Source organism: Amycolatopsis sp. GA6-003, assembly GCF_046267895.1.
In the GTDB taxonomy this organism is placed as follows: Bacteria; Actinomycetota; Actinomycetes; order Mycobacteriales; family Pseudonocardiaceae; genus Amycolatopsis.
This window is the reverse complement of record NZ_CP176499.1, coordinates 6,296,639-6,318,032: the sequence shown is the minus strand read 5'-3', so window position 1 is coordinate 6,318,032 and position 21,394 is coordinate 6,296,639. Positions and strand designations below refer to the sequence as shown.

Genomic DNA, 21,394 nt, shown 5'->3' with positions numbered 1-21,394 from the left:
CTCACCAATTCGTCAGCAGCAGGTGGTTGACCGCGAGCGCGACCACTGCCTGTCCGGCCAGCCACCAGCGGCGGTGGCCCGCCGGGAGCAGCGCCGTGGCCGGGATCAGCCACGCGCCGAACGGTAGCCAGATCCGTTCTACCTCAGCCTTCGACAGGCCGGACGAATCAGCGAACACGATCGTGAGCACCGCGGCCAGCACGATCAGCAGCACCGGATCGCGCAGGATCGTCCGGCGGGAAGGCAAGAAGATCGCGGTAGCCATCCCTCGGCGGGCCGCCGCGACCACCGCCGGCCCGCACGCGACCGCCACCGCGGCCAAGTCGGCCCACACCCAGTAGGAATACGGCCGCACCAGCGCGACGCCCTGGTAGTAGCGCTCGACCACGAGGCGGTAGCCGTCGAACCACCAGAAACCGGCGAGCGCGAACACCGCGACCACTGCCAGCGCGCCGATAACGGCGGCTGCCGCGGCCCGCCATTGCCTGCCGAGCACAGCGACGGCCACCGCGATCAGGCCGAGCAGGACGAGGCCGTAGGAGAGGAAGATGCCGAATCCGATGAGAATCCCCGCCGCCACCGCCGTGGGCCAGGCGTAACCACGGTGCCTGCGGAAGCCCGCCGACGAAAGGGCGAGCAGCGCGATACCGGCGGCCGTCACGCCAGCGAAGAGGCCGTCCGCGGACACGCCCAGCCACACCGCGCCTGGGCTGAGCACGGCGAACGGCAGCGCCGCGCGGGCGGCATCGGGACGGCCGAGGAGAGCGATCGTCGCTGGTACCGCGACCGCGACCAGCGCGGCCACCAGCACCACAGCGGTCGACGCCCAGGCACCGCCGCGGAGGCCGAGCCGGTCGAGCCAGACGAAAACGAGGGTCGCGCCGGGCGGGTGACCAGACACGTGAGTGGTCCACGAGTTCGGCTGGAAATCGAGGATGCGAGAGGAGAACTCGCGGAGGAACCGCGGGATGTCCGTGATGCCGGGGACTTCGTGCAGGTACTCCTGCGGAGTGGTGAGCCGTCCGGTGAAGCCGCGCGTCCAGCCGTCCACCATGGCGAGCGAGAAGATCCAGCCGAGGGAGGCCAGGTAGCCCGCGGCCAGTGCTCGCCGCCACCGCAGCCGGGCGGCCAGGGCCGGGCCGTACAGGACGACACCGGCGGCGATCAGGACGGCGAACACCGAGCCCGGGCCGACGTGCGGCAGCCAATGTGCGAACAACGGCGGCGTGAACGCGTAGATCACCACGCCCGAGCCTGGCCGGTTGTAGTACACGCCAACCGCGGTCGCGGCGGCGATCCCCACAAGGGTGACGCCGACCGTCACGAGGTCTGCGCGGAACCTGGGGCGGACGGAAATCGGGGTGGGCGGCTCGGCGAGCCGGGCAGCCTTCGTCGACTCGCTCATCGCCGGTCACGATAACCCCGCGGACGGCGGTCCATCAGGTTTCGGGCGGATCCGTGAGAAGTCGGTAAGAACTTGCCGGACGTCAGGATTTGGTAAGCACAGCAAGGGTTCTGCACTGTCCTTTCCAGACTTACCGTACGCCTCGTGAACGAATTCGGAGTGGACGTCGTCCTCCCTTGCCTCGACGAGGCGGCCGCGCTGCCCGGCGTGCTCGCCAGTCTGCCGCTGGGGTATCGCGCGATCGTCGTCGACAACGGGTCGCGGGACGGTTCCGCTGGCGTCGCGGCCGCGCACGGCGCGAAAGTCGTCGACGAGCCGCGGCGTGGTTACGGGGCCGCCGTCCACACCGGGTTGGAGAACGCGACCGCTGACATCGTCTGTTTCGCGGATGCTGACGGGTCGCTCGATCTGGCTGAACTGCCGCGTCTGGTCGCCGCGGTCGTGGATGGTGCCGACCTCGCGGTCGGGCGTCGGGTGCCGGTGTCTCGGGCGGCTTGGCCGTGGCACGCCCGAGCAGGCAATGCCGTCCTGTCGCTGCTGTTGCGGTTCCGTGGGTTACCGGTACGGGACATCGCGCCGCTGCGGGCGGTGCGGCGTCGGGAGTTGCTGGCTCTCGGCGTTGCGGACCGGGCGTTCGGCTATCCGCTTGAGCTGTTGGTGAAGGCGCAGCGCGCGGGCTGGGTAGTCCAGGAGTTCGACGTCGCTTACCGGGAACGGGCGCGGGGCACGAAATCGAAGGTGTCCGGATCGGTGCGCGGCACGGTGCGGGCGGTGCGGGACTTCGGGCGGGTGCTGGTCCGATGACGTTCTGCCTGCTTGTGGTCGCGAAAGCCCCGGTACCGGGGTTCGCGAAGACCCGGTTGTGTCCGCCCGCGACACCGGAACAGGCCGCGGAAATCGCCGCGTCCGCGCTCCTGGACACGCTGGACGCTGCGTTCGCCACCGACGGCGCGCTCACTGTGGTGGCGCTGACGGGCGACCTCTCGGAGGCAGCACGGGGTGCGGAAATCGGTCGAGCATTGCGGAAGGCGACCGTGATCGCGCAGCGGGGCTGGGATTTCGGCACCCGGCTAGCCAATGCGCACGCCGATACCGCTGCGGTACACGCCGGTTTGCCCGTGCTGCAGATCGGCATGGACACGCCGCAGGTCTCCCCCGCGTTGCTGGCTTCGGCGATCGAGCCGGTCATCGCCGGAGACAGCCACGCGGTGCTGGGCGGCGCGGAAGACGGTGGCTGGTGGGGACTTGGGCTTGCCGATCCACGGCAGGCACAAGTGCTCACTGGGGTACCGATGTCGCGGCCGGACACGGGGTTCCGTACTCGCGTGGCGTTGGCAGGCGCAGGTCTCCGCGTTGGCCAACTGCCGATGTTGTCCGATGTGGACACCATGGAGGACGCGCTGCGGGTGGCCGCGCTCCGGCCGGACAGCAGGTTCGCCGCGGCGGTCGACGCGGTGGGGGTGGTGGCGTGAAACTCGCGACTGGGCGGGAATTCGATCGCGGGCTGCTTGGCCATCACTGCTGGCTGGAACTCGCGAACGGCGACCGGATTGAGCTTCCGGTCGGCCGTTGGGCGGACGGTTGCGGCGCGGGCGATGCCGTGCTGCTGGACGCGTGCGAGGGTCCGACGCTCGACATCGGCTGCGGGCCTGGCCGACTTACCGCCGCTCTGACGCGTCGAGGCGTGATGACCCTCGGCGTGGACAGTTCGCCGATCGCGGTGCGGCTCACTCGGCGACGTGGGGCGAGCGCGTTGCAGCGCAACGTTTTCGCTCGCTTACCCGGTGAGGGACGGTGGAATCACGTGTTGCTGGCTGACGGCAACATCGGGATCGGTGGCGATCCCGATGCGCTGCTGCGGCGAGCGCGCGAACTGCTCACGCCGGACGGTGACGTGCTCGTGGAACTGGAGGAACCCGGCCACGGCGTGCGCCGGGACCACGTCCGCCTGCGGCCGGATCCCGCTGGCGGGCGGTGGTTCACCTGGGCGTGGGTGGGAGTCGACGCCATCGCGGAAATCGCGGTGCGGACTGGGTTTCGAGTGGCGTGGACGACCAGCCGAGGGCACCGCTGGTTCGCGAAACTGGAACGCGCGTGAAACGCGGGCGGCTGGCTTCCGCGTGGCGCGGACTCGACGCCCGGATCACCGACGCGCGGGCCCGTATTCCGAAGGCTGAGCAGTTCAAGGGCGGCGCGCACGGCGAGCGCGTGACGGCACGTGTCGGCAGCCTGCTCGGGCTCGCGTTCCTGATCTGCTTCGTTACCGGGCTGGTGAGCCACTTGATCCAGCATCCGCCGGGGTGGTTCTTCTGGCCGAGCCGGCCGGTTTGGTTGTATCGGGTGACGCAGGGCATGCACGTGCTGTCCGGGATCGCGGCGATTCCGTTGCTGCTGGCCAAACTGTGGAGCGTCTACCCGAAGCTGTTCGAGCGTCCGCTGGTGCGCTCGATGCCGCATGCGGTAGAGCGGCTGTCGATCCTCGTCCTCTCCGGGGCGGCTTTCTTCGAGCTGAGTTCGGGATTGCTGAACGTCGCGCAGAACTACCCGTGGAACTTCTACTTTCCGCAGGTGCACTACGCGGTCGCGTGGGTCGCGATCGGGTCGATCCTGGTGCACGTCGCGGTGAAGCTCCCGGTGCTCCGGCGGGCGCTGACGCGGGAGCGTGCGCCCGCGCAGCCGCCCGGCCCTGGGTTGTCGCGCCGAGGATTCCTGACCACCACGGGGATCGCGACCGGAGTCGCCGTGTTGGCCACCGCGGGTGCGACGGTTCCCGCGCTGCGGAACGTGTCCGGGTTGTCGTGGCGATCGGACAAGGGCACGCAGAAGTTGCCGGTCAACCGCACGGCCGTGGCGGCGCAGGTGACGCGGGCCGCGCAGGATCCCGGATGGCGGCTGTCCGTGGTGACTTCGGGCGGGACCCGCCAGTTCACCTTGGCCGAACTGCGGGCGTTGCCGCAGACCACTGTGGACTTGCCGATCGCGTGCGTCGAAGGATGGAGCCAGATGGCGACGTGGCGCGGCATCTCGTTCCCGGACCTGCTGCGCGCCGCGGGCAGTTCACCCGGCGTGGCCGTGCGCGTGTCGTCGCTGGAGAAGACCGGGCTGTACGGCGTCAGCGTGCTGCCTGGCGAGCACACCGCAGACCCGCTCACGGTGCTGGCGCTGGAGCTGAACAGCGAGGTGCTGAACCTCGACCACGGCTATCCGTGCCGCGTGATCGCGCCCAGCCGGCCCGGCGTGCTGCAGACCAAGTGGGTCGCGAAGCTGGAGGTGCAGTGAAGACCGCGCGGATCCTGCTGGCGCTGCCCGGATTGGCGGCGTTGGCGTACGGGGTCGTGCTGTTTCTCGACTATGCGGGACCGGCCTGGCCGGACAGCGGCACGACGTTGCTGTGGATCGGTGGCGGTCCGATCGTCAACGACGTGGTGTTCACTCCGGCCGCCGGATTGGTTGGCTTGCTGCTCGCGCGGGTCCTGCCGCGGCCGTGGCGAGGACCGGTGCAAGTCGGGGCGGTGCTGACCGCGGTGCTGGGTTTCGTGGCGCTCCCGCTGCTGTGGCGGGCTTACGGGGTGCCGCCGAAGCCTGGGTTGCACGACGGGAACACCTGGCTGGGACTGCTGGCGACGCTCGCTGTGGTGTGGGGTGTCGTCCTGACGGTCTCGATCGTCCGGATTGTCCAGATCCGGCATCGGGCGGCGCGGGAAATTCGGCCGCGCGCACGTAGTTGACCTGGCTTTTCTTCCGGTACCGGAATTTTCCCGCGGATTCGGCGTTTGGCTCGGTGTGCGCGTGGGCACCCCACCGCACGCGGAGAGGCTCTCCGTGCCGAGTCGGAGGCGGCACGGAGAGCCTCTTCGTGTTTTCGTGCGGGAGCCGGTTTTCCGGCGCTGGGCACTAAAAACGGCCACGCGCGACCGGCTCTTGCTCCGGTCGCGCGCGGCCTGCAAAGGTTCGGCCCCAGCGCGGACAGGGGGTCGAGCCGTGGCTGGTCTCGGCCGCGCCTCGGCGGCCGAGCGATCTAGTTGGCCGGCACCGCCTGCCCGCCGAGGGTGACCTGCACCGTGCGTCCGTCGGCGAGGGTGAAGGTCGCCTGGTCGTTCGGGGCGCGCGTGCGGATCGCGGCGACGAGCGTGTTGGCGCTGTCGATGACGCGGTTGTCGATCTTGGTCACCACGTCGCCGGACTTCAGGCCCGCCTTCTCCGCCGGGCTGCCCGGCGTGATGTCGCCGAGCTGGGCGCCGCCCTGGGGCGCGTCGGTGACCTTCGCGCCGATGAACGTCTGGGTCGCGTGGCCGGTCTTGATGATGTCCTGCGCGGTGCGGCGCGCCTGGTCGATCGGGATGGCGAACCCGATGCCGACGTTGCCGCCCTCGCCGCCGCTGCCCTGGCCGCGGCCCGAATTCGGGCTGTAGATGGCCGAGTTGATGCCGATGACCTGGCCGCTCATGTTCGACAGCGGACCGCCCGAGTTGCCGGGGTTGATCGCGGCGTCGGTCTGGATCGCGTCCATCACCGTGGTCTGGTCGGTCTCGTCGCCGCCCGCCTGCACCGGGCGGTGCAGCGAGCTGACGATGCCCGAGGTGACCGTGCCGGTCAGCTCGTACGGCGAGCCGATGGCCACCACCTGCTGCCCGACCCGCAGGTCGTCGGACCGGCCCAGCTCGACCGGCGTGAGGTTGCTGACGCCGGACACCTTCACCACGGCGATGTCCGTGGTCGGGTCCCGGCCGACGACCTTCGCCGCGGCCTTCTTGCCGTCCTGGAACACGGCCTGGATCTGGCCGCCGTTCGCGGCGACCTGGACGACGTGGTTGTTGGTCAGGATGTAGCCGTCGCTGCTGAGCACGAAACCGGAGCCCTCGCCCGCCGCGGTCCGGCCGGACACCTGCAGTTCGACCACGCTCGGCGACAGCTTCTGCGCCACCGATTCGACCGAGCCGGCGGGCACGTTGCCGGTCTGCTGCGCGGGTTTCGGCGCGTCGAGCGCGCTGACCGACGAACCGGATCCGCCGGTGAGGTACCCGACGGTCCCGCCCGCCACGCCGCCGATCACGAGCGAGATCGCGGCGACGCTCGCGAGGAGCTTGCCCGCCGAAGCCTTCTTCTCGCGCTGCGCGGGGACGCCGTACACCGAGGTTCCCGGTGCGCCGTAAGGATTGGCCGGTGCTCCGGCGGGCGGAGTGTTGGGTCCGCCGGGGTACTGGCTGCCGTACGGCTGACCCGCCGCGGACTGCTGAGCGCCGGGGATCGAACCGCTGTGCGGGGCGGCCGCGCCTTGGGCCGACCACGGATTCGGCGTCGCTCCACCCGAAGCGGTGGCCCCGTACGTCGGAGCGGCGCCGTACTGACCCGCAGGCGCTCCGTACGCGCCGGAAGCGTCGCCGCTCGACGTGCCGGAGCCCGACGTCCCTGCCGAGCCCTCAGCGACCGAACCGTACGAGGCAGTCGAACCAGTCGCGCTGGCGGCTGACTGTCCCGCGTCACCGCCGGTCGAGCCTGCGGAAGAGGGTTGCTCCGGCTGAGCCGGGGTCTGCTGCCAAGCCGCCTGGCCCTCGGCGCCCGGCTGGGCGCCCGGGTCCTGGCGACCCGCCGCGGAGTCTGGCACGTGGGGGTCGTTCTCGGTCATGTCCTCACCTAAGCGGCCGGGCCTGAGAGGTTCCTGAGTCGAACCTGTGTTTCGTAGATGAGTATGCCGCGAGTCGCGGTCAGCCTGCCGAGCGAAGCCGCTCCGCGATCTGCTCCGGGGTGGCGTCGTTGATCCAGACCGCCATGCCCGACTCGGATCCGGCCAGGTACTTGAGCTTGTCCTTGGCCCGCAGCACCGAGAACAGCTCGAGGTGCAGCCACGACAGCTCCCGGTCCCGCCGCACCGGTGCCTGCTGCCAACCGGCGATGTAGGGCAGCGGCCGGTCGTACAGCGCGTCGCACCGGCGCAGCACGTCCAGGTACACGCGGGAAAAGTCGTCGCGTTCGGCGTCGGTGAGCGACGGGAGGTCCGGCACCTGCCGGTGCGGCACGATCTGGACGTGCACCGGCCAGCGCGCGGCCGGCGGCACGAAGGCCGTCCAGTGCTCGCCGGCGGCGATCACGCGTTCGCCGGATTTCTGTTCCGCCGCCAGCACGTCGCCGAGCACCGATCCGCCGTGTTCGCGCGCGACCGCCAGCATCCGCTCGGTCTTCGGCGTGACGAACGGGTAGCCGTAGATCTGGCCGTGCGGATGCGAGAGCGTGACGCCGATTTCCTCGCCGCGGTTCTCGAACGGGAAGACCTGTTCCACGCCAGGCGTCTGCGCGAGCGCGGCGGTGCGGTCGGCCCAGGCGTCCACGACGAGCCGCACCTGTTCCGGAGTCAGCCGGGAGAACGCGCCGTCGTGGTCGCTGGTGAAGCACACGACCTCGCAGCGGCCGAGGCCCGGCGCGGTCGGCACCAGACCCAACCCGTCCACAGTGGACGAATCGCCGGTCGCCTGCTGCGAGAACGACGGGAACCGGTTCTCGAACACGACCACGTCGTAATCGGCTTCGGGGATTTCGCTCGGCTTGTTCGGCCGGGTCGGGCAGAGCGGGCAGAGGTCGGCCGGAGGCTTGTACGTGCGCGTCTGGCGGTGTGCCGCCATCGCGACCCACTCGCCGGTCAGCGGGTCGCGGCGGATCTCCGAGGCCGCCGCGACCGGCGGCAGGTCCCGGGTGTCGGCGGCGAGCCGCTCGTGGGCGTCGGTGTGGTCGAAATAGATGATCTCCCGGCCGTCGGCCAGGTGCCGCACAGTGCGTTTCACGCTTCTTCTGCCTCGAGGTTCTCCGCCGTTTCGGCGATCATGAGTTCTCCGACCCGCTCCGCGAGGTCCTCTCGCGCACGGTCGTCCAGTCCGTCGTCGGTCACCACGACCTGAGCTTCTTCCAGGTCCGCGATCGTGGAAATGCCGACCGTGCCCCACTTCGTGTGGTCGGCGAGCACCACGAGCCGCCGTCCGGCCTCCACCAGCGCGCGGTCGGTCTCGCTTTCGGTGAGGTTCGGGGTGGTGAACCCGGGCCCTACCGCCATCCCGTGCACGCCCAGGAACACCAGGTCGAGGTGCAGCGTCCGCAGGCTTTGCACGGCGACCGGGCCGACCAGCGCGTCCGACGGGGTCCGCACCCCGCCGGTGAGGACCACCGTCCGGTCCGGCTGTCCCGCGTTGCGCAGCACGTCCGCGACCTGGATCGAGTTGGTGACGATGGTGAGGCCCTCGATGCCGTCGAGCGCGTGCGCGAGCGTCCAGGTGGTGGTGCCGGCGGACAGCCCGATCGCGGTGCCCGGCTTGACGAGGGTGGCCGCCAGTTCGGCGATGGCTTCCTTCTGCGCGCGTTGGCGCACCGATTTCGCCTCGAATCCCGGCTCGTCGGTGCTCTTGCCGACCAGCGACGTCGCGCCGCCGTACACCTTCTCGACCAGGCCCCGGCCCGCGAGCACGTCGAGGTCGCGGCGGACCGTCATGTCGGAGACGCCGAGCCTCGCGACGAGGTCACTGACCCGGACCGCACCGGTCCGGCGTGCTTCCTCGAGGATCATCGCCTGTCGCTGCCGCGCGAGCACCGCCACTCCCCAAGCACACCCATTAACTACACAAAATCCTACACGATTCAACATCAGGGGTGCGCGACGTGCAGATCATTCGTCCCCCTGCCGGGCGACGGCCATGCGGGGCGGGCGGTTCAGGCGACGGGCGCCCCGGGTAGCCGGATGGTGAGCAGCGCCCCGCCTTCCGGTGCCCGATTGGCGTAAACCGTGCCGCCGTGCCGTTCGGCGGCGTGCTTCACGATCGCCAGTCCGAGGCCGGATCCGGGCAGGGTGCGCGCCTCCGACGAGCGGTAGAACCGGTCGAACACCTTGGGCAAGTCCTCCTCGGCGATGCCCGGACCGGAGTCCGCGACCTCGACCACCGCGGTGCCGTCGCCCAGCGGACGCAGCGTGACCCGCACCCGCGAACCCTGCGGCGAGAACTTCACCGCGTTGTCCAGCAGATTCAGCACCGCCCGTTCGAGCGAGCTGTTGTCGCCGGTGAGCACCCACGGCTGCAGCGAGACCTCGAACTCGATCTCGCCTGCGCGGCGGCGCGCCCGGTCGAGCGCCCGCTCGACCACCTCCATCAGGTCGACGCGTTCGGCCTGCTCGCGCGGTTCGTCCTGCCGCGCCAGCTCCACCAGGTCGCCGATGAGCTGGGTCAACTCGTCGAGCTGGCCGCGGATGTCGGCCTCGATGTCGGCGCGGTCCTCGTCCGGCAGCGACGGCGCGCCGGGACGGCTGGCGGACAGGAGCAGTTCCAGGTTGGTGCGCATGGAGGTCAACGGGGTGCGCAGCTCGTGCCCGGCGTCGGCGACGAGCTGCCGCTGCCGTTCCTGCGAGTCCGCGACCGTGCCGAGCATGATGTTGAAGCTGTGCGTGAGCCGGGCGAGTTCGTCGTCGCCGCTCACCGGGATCGGACGCAGGTCGCCGGTCGCGGCCACCCGCTCGGCCGCCGACGTCAGCCGGTCGACGGGGCGCAGCCCGGCCCGCGCGACCGCCGTGCCCGCGCCCGCGGCCACCACGATTCCGGCCCCGCCGACCAGGAACAGCACCACGGACAGCTGGTTCAGCGCACGCATCGTCGGAGCCATCGACTGCGCCAGCACGATCGCCTGCCCGTGCCCGAGCGGCACCGCGACCACTCGCATCCCGGTGGTCGCGTCCGTGCGCAACGACTGGGGCAGCAGACCGGTCGCGACCCGCATCTCGGCCGGGCCGACCGGCGGCCGCGTGCCCGGCTGCGGATAGATCAGGTCGCCGGTGATGCCGTTGAGCTGGCCGATCTGCAGGTCGGCGCTGGCGAGCAAGGCGCCAGGCACCTCGCGCAACTGGTCGGTCGGCACCTGCGGCGAATTCGCCGCGGCTTGCGCGCGGGCGAGCAGGTTGTCGTCGAGCTGGGTGAGGAGGTTGTTGCGCACCACCAGGTACGCGCACAGGGAAACGAGCGCAACCGCACCCGCCACGCACGCGGCGGCCAGCAGCGTGACGCGGCCGCGCAGCGAGAACCGGCGGGTGCTCCACCGGGTGCCCCGCGGATCGGGGACCTCCCCCGCCGGCGCGGCCTGCTCGCCCGCCGGGTGGTCGGTCACGGCGGGGTCTCGCGCAGGACGTACCCCACTCCACGCACCGTGTGGATCAGCCTCGGTTCGCCCTCCGCCTCCGTCTTGCGGCGCAAATAGCCGACGTAGACCTCCAGCGCGTTGCCCGACGTCGGGAAGTCGTAACCCCATACTTCCTCCAGGATCCTTCCGCGGGTCAGCACGTGCTTGGGGTACGAGAGGAACAGCTCGAGCAGCGCGAACTCGGTGCGGGTGAGGCTGATCTCGCGACCGCCGCGGCGGACCTCGCGAGTGCCCGGGTCGAGCGTGAGGTCGGCGAACGACAGCACCTCCGACGTCTCGCCCTGCTGAGCGTCCGGCGCGGCGCGGCGCAGCAGCGCGCGCAGCCGGGCGAGCAACTCCTCCAGGGCGAACGGCTTGGGCAGATAGTCGTCGGCGCCGGCGTCGAGGCCGGAGACCCGGTCGGAGACGGTGTCGCGCGCGGTCAGCACGAGAATCGGCAGGTCATCGCCGGTGCTGCGGAGCCGGCGAGCCACTTCGAGCCCGTCCAGGCGCGGCATCATCACGTCGAGGACCATCGCGTCCGGACGGTTGGCGAGGATCGTCTCCAATGCCTGCGCACCATCGCTCGCGAGCTCCACGGTGTAGCCGTTGAACTCCAAAGACCGCCTGAGCGATTCACGGACGGCACGGTCGTCGTCCACTACGAGGATGCGCATGCGGCCAGTCTTACGCAGAGTGCTGAGACCCGCCTAAGAACACACGCAGAACACACAAAGAGCATCTCCGGACGACGGGACCATTCGCGCTGGCCGCGCCGGGGATCGGGGACGCGGGAATCACAACGAGCGTTCTTCGGGCGGCCGCGCGACCGGAGCGTTCCAGCGTCGCCAGAGCGTGAGCACGCGGATCGCGACCACGACCACCGCGGAGACGGTCGTGACCGCGCCGGCCGGGAGGTTCAGCGCGTGCCCCGCCCAGACGCAGACCGCGCCGGTCAGCGCGGCCATCGCGTAGATCTCCTTGCGCAGCACGAGCGGGATCTCCCGCAGCAGCAGGTCGCGGAGCGCGCCGCCGCCGATGCCGCTCGTCATGCCGATCAGGGACGCGGCGTACCCGGTCACGCCCGCGTTGAGCGCCAGCGTCGTCCCGGCCGTGGCGAACACGCCGAGCCCGACCGCGTCCGCGAGCAGCACCGCGTGCCGCAGCCGGGCGACCTGCGGATGGAAGGCGAACACGACCAGCGCCGTCACCGCGCAGACGGCCAGGTACGGCCAGGTGCGCAGGGAGGTCGGCGGATGGATGCCGAGGAGCACGTCGCGGATGATGCCGCCGCCGAGCGCCGTGGTCAGGCCGACCACGACGACCCCGAACACGTCCAGCCGCGCCCGGACCGCGGCCAGCGCCCCGGACGCCGCGAACGCCACCAGCCCGAGGAACTCGAGCGCGGTCAGCAGCATCGGCCGGTGCTACTGGTCGAGGAGCCCGCCGCGGTAGGCCAGGAGCGCGGCCTGCACCCGGTTGGCCGCGCCGATCTTGGACAGCACCGCCGAGACGTAGCCCTTGACCGTCGCCTCGGACAGGTGCAGCCGCCCGCCGATCTCGGCGTTCGACAGACCCTGCCCGATCAGCGCGACGACCTCGCGTTCGCGCTCGGACAGCGAGGCCAGGAGCTTGCGCGCCGGCTGCGCGGCCCGCTGCTCGTCGCGGTGGCTCTGCACCATGCGCACGGCCACGCCCGGGTCGAGGACGGCACCGCCCTTGGCCAGGTCGCGCACGGCCCGCAGCAACGCCGCCGGGTCGATGTCCTTCAGCAGGAACCCGTTGGCGCCGAGCCGCAGCGCGAGGCTGACGTACTCGTCGATGTCGAAGGTGGTGAGCATGGCGACGGTGGGCGGATCGGGCAGCGCGAGAATGGCCCGAAGCGCGCGAATGCCGTCGTCAGGGGCGCGCATCTTGATGTCGAGCAGCGCGACGTCGGGGTGATAGCGACGGGCGACCTCGACCGCCGATCTGCCGTCGCTTGCCTCGCCCACGATCTCGATGTCCGACGCCCCGGACATCATGGCGCGCAGCCCCGACCGAACTAGTTCCTCGTCGTCGGCGAACATGAGCTTGATCAACGAAGCCCTCCGGCAGACCGTGGGTTGGAGGCGGCTCCCCGCACCCGTTACGGAAGATTACCTACTGTTGTTCACGGTTTCGAAACCAGACACGACCAGGTGACGTGACTGGTCCACCGGAGCGGCCGGGAACAGCCGTCGACCCAGTTGCTGGTCACCCACTTGAGTGACTTCTTCGGGTGGGCGCCGCCGAGTTGCGTAACCGATCCAGAAGGAGCGGATGTTCATCGGGCGCACCCCCTTCGGCTGGTTCGTCGCGGTCCGGAGGGCGGTTGCCGCCGCGCCGGGCGGACCGGCGCTGACGCTCTCCGTCTCGGATGGATCCGTCACCTCGGGCAGGACGCCGTCGGGCCGTGCCGGGAAAAGCGTTTGGCGTCAATCCGTCCCGCCCGCTATTCCTGGACTGGACAAGGAAAGGCCGATGACGGACGAACGCAAGACTTTCGAGATCAAGGTTGGCGTCTACGCGACCGAGGACCAGTCGCGGGAACTGATCGAGCAGATCAAACTGTTGCTGTGTCCCGAACCCGAGCACCGTTCGCCGTGCCCGGTTCCGTGGGCGATCGGGCTGCTGTCCGAGGACGAGTTCCCGGCCGACCTCAGCTATGCGGAACTCAAGGAGCAGTATCTGATCGAACGGGGCGGACAGTAGGCCTCGGCCTGCGCGGGACGGACTCGACGTCCAGCACCCGGGTCAGGCGTCAGTCTGGGCAATAGGCGGAAGCGGCTGGCTCGGCATCCGGAAAGCGCGTCTAAATAGACGATCTTCATCAGCGCCTCCGGACTGGCTCCGACGTAGAGATTGAGTGCCGGTTGTGCGTCTTCGGCGGTGAAGGTGCCCTGCCATGACGGAGAACAGCCGGAACTGAAGGCCCGCCGCACTCGGATCCGGCGTCGAGACGGTGAGGGTCAGTCCGTTTCGTGCGCCGACTCCGCCTGGATCGCGGGGGCAGCGGACCGAATTCGGTCGCCTGCCGTGCGCCGTTTCAAGGCGCGACCGGGCGCGGCGAACTGGAGATCGCCCATCGGCGGCTGGCGTACGGGATTCCGCCATCCCCGCCCGCCAGCGGGCCGTCACGGCCCCCTCGACCGTCCGGACCGCTGGCTGCGTCTTGTCGTTCATCCTCAGCTCCCGCGGGCTTCAAGTCAAGTGTATTATGTCAGTTGTATTGGAATCAGCGAAAGGGCTGGCGTGCCGAAGAAGGTCGACCACCGCGAGCGGCGGGAAGCGATCGCGCGCGCGTTGTGGCGGGTGGTGTCGGAGCAAGGCTGGAACCACGCGACCATGCGAGAGGTGGCCCGCGAGGCGGAGGCGTCTCTCGGTCAGGTGCAGCACTACTTCTCGACCCGGACCGCGATGCTGACCTTCGCGATGGAGTTCGCCGCGGAGCAGACCTCGAAAAGGGTTGCCGAGGGCCTGGCAGACGTCGCGCACCCGAAAGAGGTGCTGCGCGTGACGCTCACCGAGATGCTGCCGCTGCATCCCGATGCGCGCGCCACCAGCCGGATGAGCGCCGCGTACGTCCTCGAAGCACTGCACGACTCCGAGCTGCACGCGAAGCTGCGCGACGACCTACGCGAAAAACGAGCACTGGTAGAACACCTGATCCGGCAGGCCATCGCCGACGGACACATCGCCGCGGACCGCGACCCGGCCGTCGAGACGAATCTCGTCCTCGCGCTGACCGGGTTGACGCCGCTGCTCGAACTGGACGTGATCGAGTCCCGTGCCGCGCTCGTCGCTATTGACCAGCACCTGGATCGCCTTTTCGGTTAGCCCGCCGCCGTCAGGCAGTGCTGCACGAGCGGTCCGAAGCGGCCGACCAGCTCGTCGACCGGCGCGGACGCGATCGGCTCGATCCGCACGACATACCTCGCCACGGCGAGGCCCAAGAGCTGCACGTTGACCATGCCCGCCCGGAACGCGGCGTCCGGGGTGTCGAGCAGATTGGCCAATCGCCCGGTGATTTCGCGGTCGATGTACTCGCGGAGCAGAGCGTCGGCCTGGTCGTCGGCCCGGGTGAGCATTGCGAGCGGGGTTCGGCCTGAGGCGTCCAGGTTCTCCAGGAGCGTTCGGACGATGCGCTCGCCGAGGCCGTCGAGCCCGCCGGCGAAGACCTCGTCGAGGGCAGGCGGCACCTGCGCGGACATCTCGATCGCCGCGGCGAAGAGGCCCTGCTTGTTGCCGAAAAAGTAGAACACCATCGCGGAGTCGACGCCCGCCTCGCTCGCGACCGCGCGCACGGTGGTGCCGCCGTAGCCGCGCTCCCGGAACAGCGCGCGCGCCGCGTCCAGGATCCGCTGTTTGCTCTCCGCCCCGGTTCGCCAGCGTCCGGGACGGGCGGGGGAACTGTGCTCTGCCATGACGCCGGTGAGTCTAACCGAGCTTTCTTCATCGTTGGTGGAGTTTCCTGCCGACCCGCGCTAGCCTGAACTTCATCAGTGATGAAGAAATGGGGACGCGATGAAAGTCATCGTGATCGGCGCAGGTCTGGGCGGGTTGACCCTCGCGCAAGGACTGCGCCGAGTGGGGATCGAAGTCGCCGTGTACGAACGAGACGGCGCGCTGGGGCGGGCGCAAGGAGTCAGCCTGCATGTCGACGACCGAGGCGTTGCCGCGTTGCAAGGGTGCCTGCCTTCGGCGCACGTCGCGATGATCGACGCCACGATGGGCCGGCTCCGCGATAAGACGCTCAAACTGTCCGAAGTGGATGGTTCGCTCGCCGTCGTGGACGCTCAACCCACCGACGGTGCAGCAGGTCGAGCGAGACCTGGACGGCAGACACATCGCCCGTTGTTGCGGTCGATTTTGTTGACTGGCTTGGAGGATGCGGTCCGCTTCGAGGCGGAGTTCACGCGCTTCGAGCGGCTACCCGACGGCACAGTTCAGGCGTGGTTTGCCGATGGCAGCAACGATACGGCTGACGTCTTGGTCGGCGCGGATGGGATCGGTTCGGCGGTCCGTCGGCAATACCTGCCACAAGCGCAGGTGCTCGATTCGGGACGGCGCATGCTGATGGGCGCGACGCCGTCGCGGGCAGCGGCCGGATTGCCCGAGCTGATCGGCGACAATCCCGCCGTCGTGCGGATCCAGGACACGACGATGGTGCTGGGCGCACTGCGATTCACTTCACCGCCGACCCTTGCCCGGCAACGGTTTCTGCCCGCGCTCCCGCGTGCCGCGGTGGCGACGATCGAGGATTACCTGATGTGGGCTTTGTCTGGCCCCGTCGACGATCTTCCGCCCTCCTTGCAACGGATCGTCGACGAGGCGTGGCCCGAAATGACGTCCACTCTGCGCGTTGGGATGATCCCGCCGATACCGCCATGGCCAGCCACCGCGGTAACCGTCCTAGGCGATGCCATCCACCTCGCCCCCGGCTTCGGCGGCAACCTCGCTATGCAGGACGCCCACCGGCTCTGCTCGGCACTGATCGAGGCGAACCGCGGGCAGCTCTCTCTGCTCGACGCGATCGGCTCGTACGAAGACATCATGCGCGCCGCCGCACCCGTTCCGGCAAAGGCGGGCAGATGAGACTCGCGCTGCTGACCGAGAAGTCGTTGTCCCTGTTCGCCGCGGTGGGCGGATGGCGAACCGTCGCCGAAGGGGTCGCGTCGCGGGCGGTTCCTGATCGCCTACCTGGTGTCCGGCCAGGTGGTCACCGCCGAACTGATCGCGGTCGGTGCCGTCGTGGTGTTCGCCGGGATCCGCGCGTTCACCGACCGAAAGTACTGGCAGGCAGCGATCGGCCTGGTGATCACAGGACTGTCCGCGTTGCTGGCCGGGAGCACCGGTCATGCGGTCGACTACTACCTGCCTTCGGTGCTCATGCAGGTGATCGGAGGCGCGGTGTTCCTGCTGTCGATCCTGGTGCGGTTGCCGGTGATTGGAGTGGTGCTGGGAACGGCGAGAGGGGAACGATTCGGCTGGCGACGGGACCCCTTGCAGCGGCGGCGTTATCAGCTGTGCACGGGGATTTTCTTGGCGAAGTTCATTATGGTCACAGCGGTTTTGGTGCCGCTGTATTCACACGGGATGGTGACTCCGCTGGCGATCGCGACACTGCTGAGCGGAGCACCAGCGGCGGGGGTGTGCGGGTATCTGTGCTGGCGGTTTTTACGGGCACCGGGCGCGTTGGTTCGCTAAGCAGCTGGTGCGGCGATGCGGTTACAGCTTGCTCAGCTTGTGGTCAGCCGGCACCGTCTTGACTCCGTAGGGAGTGCCGAAATCAGCCGTTACAGCTGTTTTCGTAGTCGCGATCACTTTGCCCATGCCGAACGCGGTACTCACTACCCGGTCGCCGACCGAGTACGGATTCGGGGGCGGTGCGGGAGCCGCTGCGACCGGGCGTCGGATCGGAACGATCTGGTCGAGGAACCGGGAGGGGTTTCTGGGGTATCCCTTTTCATTGGCCAGGGCGTGCGAAAGTTCCAGCCGCTCTCTGGCCCGGGTAACGGCGACATAGAACAGGCGGCGTTCTTCGTCGATTTCCTCCGACGAAGTCGCATAAGCGATCGGGAGGTAGCCTTCAGCGAGGCCAGGGAGCAGGACGGCATCCCACTCCAAACCCTTCGCCTTGTGCATGGTTGCCAGTGTGACCCCGCCGCGGCGGGGTGCGTGCTCCGCGGCCGCCCGTCGTTCCAGTTCGCGAAGGAGGATGCCGACGGTTTCCCTCACGTCGTCCGGTACCCGTTCGACAAGCCGCAGCAGCGCCCCCAGCGACTCCCATCGATCACGCGCGGCGCCCTGTCCGGCGGGCGGAACTGCGGGGTCGAAGCCGAGATTCTCGAGAACCGCTCGCAGCCCGTCCAGACCGGTCACGGCAGGCGACCGGTCGGCGAGATCGCCCAGTGCTGTCATTGCCTGGCGGATTTCCTGCCGTTCGAAGAACTTCTCGTCGTCGAAAACCTCGGTAATGACGCCCGCGTCCTGCAATGCGGCTCGATAGAACAAGATCTGCGACCTTGTCCGGACCAGGATGGCGATCTCGGACGCGGCCACGCCTTCGGCGACAAGTTCGTTGACCCGTTCGGCCAACGCCGCGGCTTCGGTTGCTTCGGTGTCGAAGGTCCGGCGAATCGGTTCGGGACCGTCGGGTCGCTGTCCCTTGAGCACCACGCCCGCCGACGCTGGTCCCATGATCCGGTTGGCGTAGGCGACGATCTGAGGTGTCGACCGGTAGTCCCGGTCCAGCGAGATGCTGACCGCGCCGGGGAAACGATCGGTGAACCCGACGAGCAACGACGGGTCTGCCCCTTTGAACGAGAAAATGGTCTGATGGGGATCGCCCACGACGGTGACGTTGCGGCCGGGCCCCAACCAGGCGGACAGCAGACGCTCCTGAGCGGGGTCCGTGTCCTGGTATTCGTCGACTACGAAACACCGGTACCTCTCTCGGAACTGGGCGGCCACCTCGTCGTCACGTTCGAGCAGGAGCGCGCACTGTTCGATGAGGTCGCCGAAGTCCAACACGGCTTGAGACCGCTTCGCCTGCTCGTACCGCTTGAACGCGGCAGCCAGCACCGAAGCAGGCAGATTTCGCTTTCGCCCGCTCTCGTTTGCCGCCCGCGCATACTGGTCGGGCGTGAGCCGGCTCCGCCTCGCCCAGTCGATCTCCTCCCCGAAGTCACGGACATCCGTGGTCGCGACGGACCGCACCTCAGCTTCCAACGCCTTGCGGAGAAATGCTCCCTGGCCACCCCGGACCTCGCGAATCATCCGCAGCTCATCGCCGGGAAGGCCGGTCCTCGCCCAAAAATGCCGCAACTGGCCCATCGCCGCACTGTGGAACGTCCGAGCCTGTACGGACACTCCCAACGACCGGATGCGGTCCCGCAGTTCGCCCGCCGCCTGATTGGAATGGGTCACCGCAAGGATCTCGGAGGACTTGACCTGCCCGGTCCCGGCCAGATAAGCGATCCTGCGAGTAATGGTCCGGGTCTTGCCGGTGCCTGCCCCGGCCAGGATGCGCACCGGACCTGGCGGTGCCAGCACGGCCGCACGTTGCTCGGGATCGAGCCCGTCGAGCACCTGCTCCCGCCGCGCACGATCGCCAGCCATCTGAACCCTCCCCGGTTCCGGCCCGTGAACTTACTCGAATCAGGACCCTACGACCTGACCGGGCGGCTGCGGATCATGCCCACCGCCATCAGCGATGCGAGCAAAAACAGGGATCGCGCATGGGCTCGATGGCAGCTGAACTCTGGCCACTCCGGTGACCTGGGAAGATGTGCCCCCGGCAGGATTCGAACCTGCGACACCGGCTTTAGGAGAGCCGTGCTCTATCCCCTGAGCTACGAGGGCAGTCGCGTGCTGCAGGCTACATCCTAGCGGGGGCCGCGGATGGCGACGTCAGGTACGCCAGTGCCAGGGCTGTCGCTTCCTCCGACCAGCTCTTCCACGAGCGGTCGTCGGGCCAGAATCGGCAGGTCGCGGCGCGGTGGACGCAGGCGCCGATGATCGTTCTGGCGGCCATCTTCACGCTGTCGGCATCGGGCGGAGAAGGAGCCACCGCGGCCAGCAGGGCGTCTTGGATCGCGGACAGGGCGGCCAGTCCTCGGTCTCGGCCGTCGGAGCGTTGGGCGTCCAGGAGTTCCGGGAAGATTCGGTCGTGGTCGGCGAAGGTCTGCGCCAGGGCTTCCACGAACGCAGTAAAGGCGGAGCGGAGGTCTGGCGACGCGGCGCGGAGGGCGGCGAGGACGTTCGTTTCCAGCTGGGTCAGCAGCCGGTCCTTGACGGCGTGCAGCAGCTGTTCCTTGCCGTCGAAGCGGCGGTAGATCGTGCCGACTGACATTCCAGCTTGCGAAGCCACCGCGGCGACCGTGAAGGATTCCAGGCCCTGTTCGGCCAGGACGTGTTCGGCGGCGGTCAGGACTTTCTGCAGCGAAGCGCGGCTGCGCGCTTGTTGCGGCGGGCGGAAGCCCTCGCTGGTCTGGCTCACCTGCGGCACGTTACCCGTGGCGTTCAGCAGATGCGAATGATAATTTCTATTCGCATCTAGAGGAGGGGCCCATGGTCAGCATCGAGGTGCGCGACGCCTGCGTCGACTTTCCGATCTTCGACGCCAAGACCCGGTCGTTGAAGAAGCGCGTGCTCGGGAAGGTCGGCGGGCGGATCGCGAGTGGCGCGAGGGTGCCGGTGGTCGAGGCGTTGCGGGACGTGTCCTTCCGGCTCGAGGAGGGCGCTCGGGTTGGGTTGGTGGGGCATAACGGGGCCGGGAAGTCCACGTTGTTGCGGGTGCTGTCCGGGATTTACGAGCCGACGCGGGGTATCCGGCGGGTCGAGGGGCGGGTCGCGCCGGTGTTCGATCTTGGGGTTGGGCTGGACCCGGAGGTGTCGGGGCGGGAGAACATCCTGGTACAGGGGCTGTTTCTCGGGATGAGCCGGCGACAGATGGCCAAGCGGGTCGACGACATCGCGGAGTTCACCGAGCTTGGCGACTATCTGCAGCTGCCGTTGCGCACCTACTCGGCCGGGATGCGGGTGCGGCTCGCGCTCGGGGTGGTGACCACGATCGACCCCGAGATTCTGCTGCTCGACGAAGGGCTTGGCGCGGTCGACGCGGCGTTTCTCGCCAAGGCGCGCGAGCGGCTCAAAGATCTGGTGCGGCGGTCGGGGATTCTGGTGTTCGCCAATCATTCCGACGAACTGCTCGCGGAGTTTTGCGACACCGCGTTGTGGATGGACGAAGGGCGGGTTCGGCAGCACGGGGCGTTGTCCGAAATCCTTACTGCCTACAAGCCTGCGGCTTAGGGCGGGAGCAGAGACCCGGTGCTCGACCTCGTGTGGCGGCAACGTCTTTTCTCGATCAGCCGACGCCTGCCCGCTATTTCGCCGGGTCGGCGACCAGTACTGCGGTCCTCGCTGCCGCGGTGCTGGTCACTCGAAGCAATGCCGGTGCGCCGTCGCGAACTCGCGAAGGCTTCGCGGTCGCTGGCCGGTGATGTCCTCGACCGTGGACGTCACCGTTTCCGCGCCGCCGTCCAGGTATGCGTTGCACACCTCTACCAGCGCTTTGGCGTGGAACGAGGACATTCCGGCTTCGGCCAGCGCGGAAAGTGCTTGCTCGTTCGACATTCCGCGGTATGCGATCGGACGGCCGAGCACTTCGGACAGCACTGCCGCGGCTTCGTCGTACGTCAGCGCTTCAGGGCCGGTGAGTGCGTACGCCTTGCCTGCGTGCCCGTCTTCGGTCAACGCGCGAAACGCTACGCGGGCAATGTCTTCGGCGTCCACGAACGCGATCGGGCCGCGGATCAGCGGGCTGGCGAAGAAATTCCCGGACCGGATGGTTCCGGCCCAATTGCCCGAGAAGGCTTGGAGGTAGAAGTTCGCGCGAAGGAAAGTCCACGACAGCGGCGAAGTTTCCAGCATTCGCTCGACCGGACGGTGCAGTCGAGCGATCGGCGTCAATTCCTCGTCCGCCCGCCACAGCGATTGTTTCACCACGTGCGAGACCCCGGCCGACACGGCTGCTTCGACCACATTGGACTCGTTGCCGGTCTGCCCGGGGCTCATCGCACCCAGCAGGAACACCTTCGACACTCCGGCCAGCGCCGGTTGCACGGTCGCCGGATCGGACATTTCGACGGTGACCGCGTCGAGGCCGGCGGCGGCGGCTTTTCTTGCCTTCTCCGGGGAATGGTAGGCGGCACGAAAGGGTACGCCGGCCGCGCGCAACTGGTTGACCAGCGCCGATCCCACGTTGCCGCTCGCACCCGTCACCAGGATCATGCGCTCCGCCTTCGCGCGTCGATGCCACCA

General features: G+C 68.9%; 22 protein-coding genes and 1 tRNA gene. 10 read left to right on the top strand and 13 right to left on the bottom strand.

Going from position 1 to position 21,394, the window contains the following annotated elements; genetic code table 11:
- Position 1: 1 nt before the first annotated feature.
- A complete protein-coding gene (locus tag F9C12_RS28765; protein WP_409462432.1) occupies positions 2-1,405 on the bottom strand; it encodes a hypothetical protein in 1,404 nt (467 codons plus the stop codon).
- A 159-nt stretch (positions 1,406-1,564) separates the two neighbouring features.
- Between F9C12_RS28765 and F9C12_RS28760 the strand changes: the two genes are divergently transcribed.
- Genes F9C12_RS28760 through F9C12_RS28740 form a run of 5 tightly spaced genes read left to right on the top strand, consistent with a single transcriptional unit; the run spans position 1,565 to position 5,133 of the window.
- Positions 1,565-2,209 (top strand): glycosyltransferase family 2 protein, encoded by a 645-nt coding sequence (locus F9C12_RS28760; RefSeq protein ID WP_409467092.1) that lies wholly within the window; start codon positions 1,565-1,567, stop codon positions 2,207-2,209.
- Positions 2,206-2,877 (top strand): DUF2064 domain-containing protein, encoded by a 672-nt coding sequence (locus F9C12_RS28755; RefSeq protein WP_409462431.1) that lies wholly within the window; start codon positions 2,206-2,208, stop codon positions 2,875-2,877. Before F9C12_RS28760 ends, F9C12_RS28755 begins: the two co-directional genes overlap by 4 nt.
- Positions 2,874-3,503: a methyltransferase domain-containing protein gene (locus F9C12_RS28750; protein ID WP_409462430.1), complete on the top strand. Its 630-nt coding sequence runs from the start codon at positions 2,874-2,876 to the stop codon at positions 3,501-3,503. Before F9C12_RS28755 ends, F9C12_RS28750 begins: the two co-directional genes overlap by 4 nt.
- 44 nt (positions 3,504-3,547) lie before the next feature.
- Positions 3,548-4,684, top strand: a complete 1,137-nt coding sequence (locus tag F9C12_RS28745; RefSeq protein WP_409467091.1) for a molybdopterin-dependent oxidoreductase — start codon at positions 3,548-3,550, stop codon at positions 4,682-4,684.
- The gene (locus F9C12_RS28740) at positions 4,681-5,133 is read left to right on the top strand and encodes a hypothetical protein (RefSeq protein ID WP_409462429.1); all 453 of its coding nucleotides are present in this window, start codon (positions 4,681-4,683) and stop codon (positions 5,131-5,133) included. Before F9C12_RS28745 ends, F9C12_RS28740 begins: the two co-directional genes overlap by 4 nt.
- A 290-nt stretch (positions 5,134-5,423) precedes the next feature.
- Here the strand turns inward: F9C12_RS28740 and F9C12_RS28735 are convergent, their stop codons facing one another.
- The 7 genes from F9C12_RS28735 to F9C12_RS28705 form a co-directional block, all read right to left on the bottom strand.
- Positions 5,424-7,031: a trypsin-like peptidase domain-containing protein gene (locus F9C12_RS28735; protein ID WP_409462428.1), complete on the bottom strand. Its 1,608-nt coding sequence runs from the start codon at positions 7,029-7,031 to the stop codon at positions 5,424-5,426.
- A 79-nt stretch (positions 7,032-7,110) separates the two neighbouring features.
- A complete protein-coding gene (gene galT, locus F9C12_RS28730; RefSeq protein ID WP_409462427.1) occupies positions 7,111-8,181 on the bottom strand; it encodes a galactose-1-phosphate uridylyltransferase in 1,071 nt (356 codons plus the stop codon).
- Entirely contained in the window at positions 8,178-8,978 is an 801-nt protein-coding gene (locus F9C12_RS28725; protein ID WP_409184889.1) for a DeoR/GlpR family DNA-binding transcription regulator, read from the bottom strand. The genes galT and F9C12_RS28725 overlap by 4 nt, the downstream gene beginning before the upstream one ends.
- Positions 8,979-9,097: 119 nt before the next feature.
- On the bottom strand, positions 9,098-10,537 hold the full coding sequence (locus tag F9C12_RS28720) for an ATP-binding protein (RefSeq protein WP_409184888.1): 1,440 nt from the start codon (positions 10,535-10,537) through the stop codon (positions 9,098-9,100).
- Complete coding sequence (locus F9C12_RS28715) at positions 10,534-11,226, bottom strand: response regulator transcription factor (protein ID WP_009083592.1); 693 nt, start codon at positions 11,224-11,226, stop codon at positions 10,534-10,536. Before F9C12_RS28715 ends, F9C12_RS28720 begins: the two co-directional genes overlap by 4 nt.
- 120 nt (positions 11,227-11,346) lie before the next feature.
- The gene (locus tag F9C12_RS28710; protein WP_409462426.1) at positions 11,347-11,967 is read right to left on the bottom strand and encodes a trimeric intracellular cation channel family protein; all 621 of its coding nucleotides are present in this window, start codon (positions 11,965-11,967) and stop codon (positions 11,347-11,349) included.
- Between the two features lie 9 nt (positions 11,968-11,976).
- Positions 11,977-12,630: a response regulator gene (locus tag F9C12_RS28705; protein ID WP_009083595.1), complete on the bottom strand. Its 654-nt coding sequence runs from the start codon at positions 12,628-12,630 to the stop codon at positions 11,977-11,979.
- Positions 12,631-12,850: 220 nt separating this feature from the next.
- Between F9C12_RS28705 and F9C12_RS28700 the strand changes: the two genes are divergently transcribed.
- Together F9C12_RS28700 and F9C12_RS28695 are read left to right on the top strand one after the other, a co-directional pair.
- The gene (locus F9C12_RS28700; RefSeq protein ID WP_409462425.1) at positions 12,851-13,282 is read left to right on the top strand and encodes a hypothetical protein; all 432 of its coding nucleotides are present in this window, start codon (positions 12,851-12,853) and stop codon (positions 13,280-13,282) included.
- Between the two features lie 540 nt (positions 13,283-13,822).
- Positions 13,823-14,407, top strand: a complete 585-nt coding sequence (locus F9C12_RS28695) for a TetR/AcrR family transcriptional regulator (RefSeq protein WP_409184884.1) — start codon at positions 13,823-13,825, stop codon at positions 14,405-14,407.
- Here F9C12_RS28695 and F9C12_RS28690 read toward each other — a convergent pair.
- On the bottom strand, positions 14,404-14,994 hold the full coding sequence (locus F9C12_RS28690) for a TetR family transcriptional regulator (RefSeq protein ID WP_409184883.1): 591 nt from the start codon (positions 14,992-14,994) through the stop codon (positions 14,404-14,406). The two genes, F9C12_RS28695 and F9C12_RS28690, sit on opposite strands and share 4 nt — an antisense overlap.
- A gap of 100 nt (positions 14,995-15,094) precedes the next feature.
- Between F9C12_RS28690 and F9C12_RS28685 the strand changes: the two genes are divergently transcribed.
- On the top strand, positions 15,095-16,165 hold the full coding sequence (locus tag F9C12_RS28685) for an FAD-dependent oxidoreductase (protein WP_409462424.1): 1,071 nt from the start codon (positions 15,095-15,097) through the stop codon (positions 16,163-16,165).
- A gap of 108 nt (positions 16,166-16,273) precedes the next feature.
- Positions 16,274-16,777 carry a DUF3159 domain-containing protein gene (locus F9C12_RS28680; RefSeq protein WP_409462423.1) on the top strand — a complete coding sequence of 168 codons (504 nt, stop codon included), beginning with the start codon at positions 16,274-16,276 and terminating at the stop codon, positions 16,775-16,777.
- 21 nt (positions 16,778-16,798) lie between these two features.
- On the opposite strand, the gene F9C12_RS28675 is transcribed toward F9C12_RS28680, so the two are convergent.
- The 3 genes from F9C12_RS28675 to F9C12_RS28665 form a co-directional block, all read right to left on the bottom strand.
- Complete coding sequence (locus tag F9C12_RS28675) at positions 16,799-18,691, bottom strand: ATP-dependent helicase (protein WP_409462422.1); 1,893 nt, start codon at positions 18,689-18,691, stop codon at positions 16,799-16,801.
- Between the two features lie 170 nt (positions 18,692-18,861).
- Positions 18,862-18,934: transfer RNA gene (locus tag F9C12_RS28670), tRNA-Arg, on the bottom strand.
- A gap of 16 nt (positions 18,935-18,950) precedes the next feature.
- The gene (locus F9C12_RS28665) at positions 18,951-19,571 is read right to left on the bottom strand and encodes a TetR/AcrR family transcriptional regulator (RefSeq protein ID WP_409462421.1); all 621 of its coding nucleotides are present in this window, start codon (positions 19,569-19,571) and stop codon (positions 18,951-18,953) included.
- Between the two features lie 71 nt (positions 19,572-19,642).
- Here F9C12_RS28665 and F9C12_RS28660 point away from each other — a divergent pair, with 71 nt between their 5' ends.
- Complete coding sequence (locus F9C12_RS28660; RefSeq protein ID WP_409184878.1) at positions 19,643-20,383, top strand: ABC transporter ATP-binding protein; 741 nt, start codon at positions 19,643-19,645, stop codon at positions 20,381-20,383.
- A gap of 126 nt (positions 20,384-20,509) precedes the next feature.
- Here F9C12_RS28660 and F9C12_RS28655 read toward each other — a convergent pair whose 3' ends face one another.
- On the bottom strand, positions 20,510-21,364 hold the full coding sequence (locus F9C12_RS28655) for an SDR family oxidoreductase (protein ID WP_409462420.1): 855 nt from the start codon (positions 21,362-21,364) through the stop codon (positions 20,510-20,512).
- Positions 21,365-21,394 lie beyond the last annotated feature (30 nt).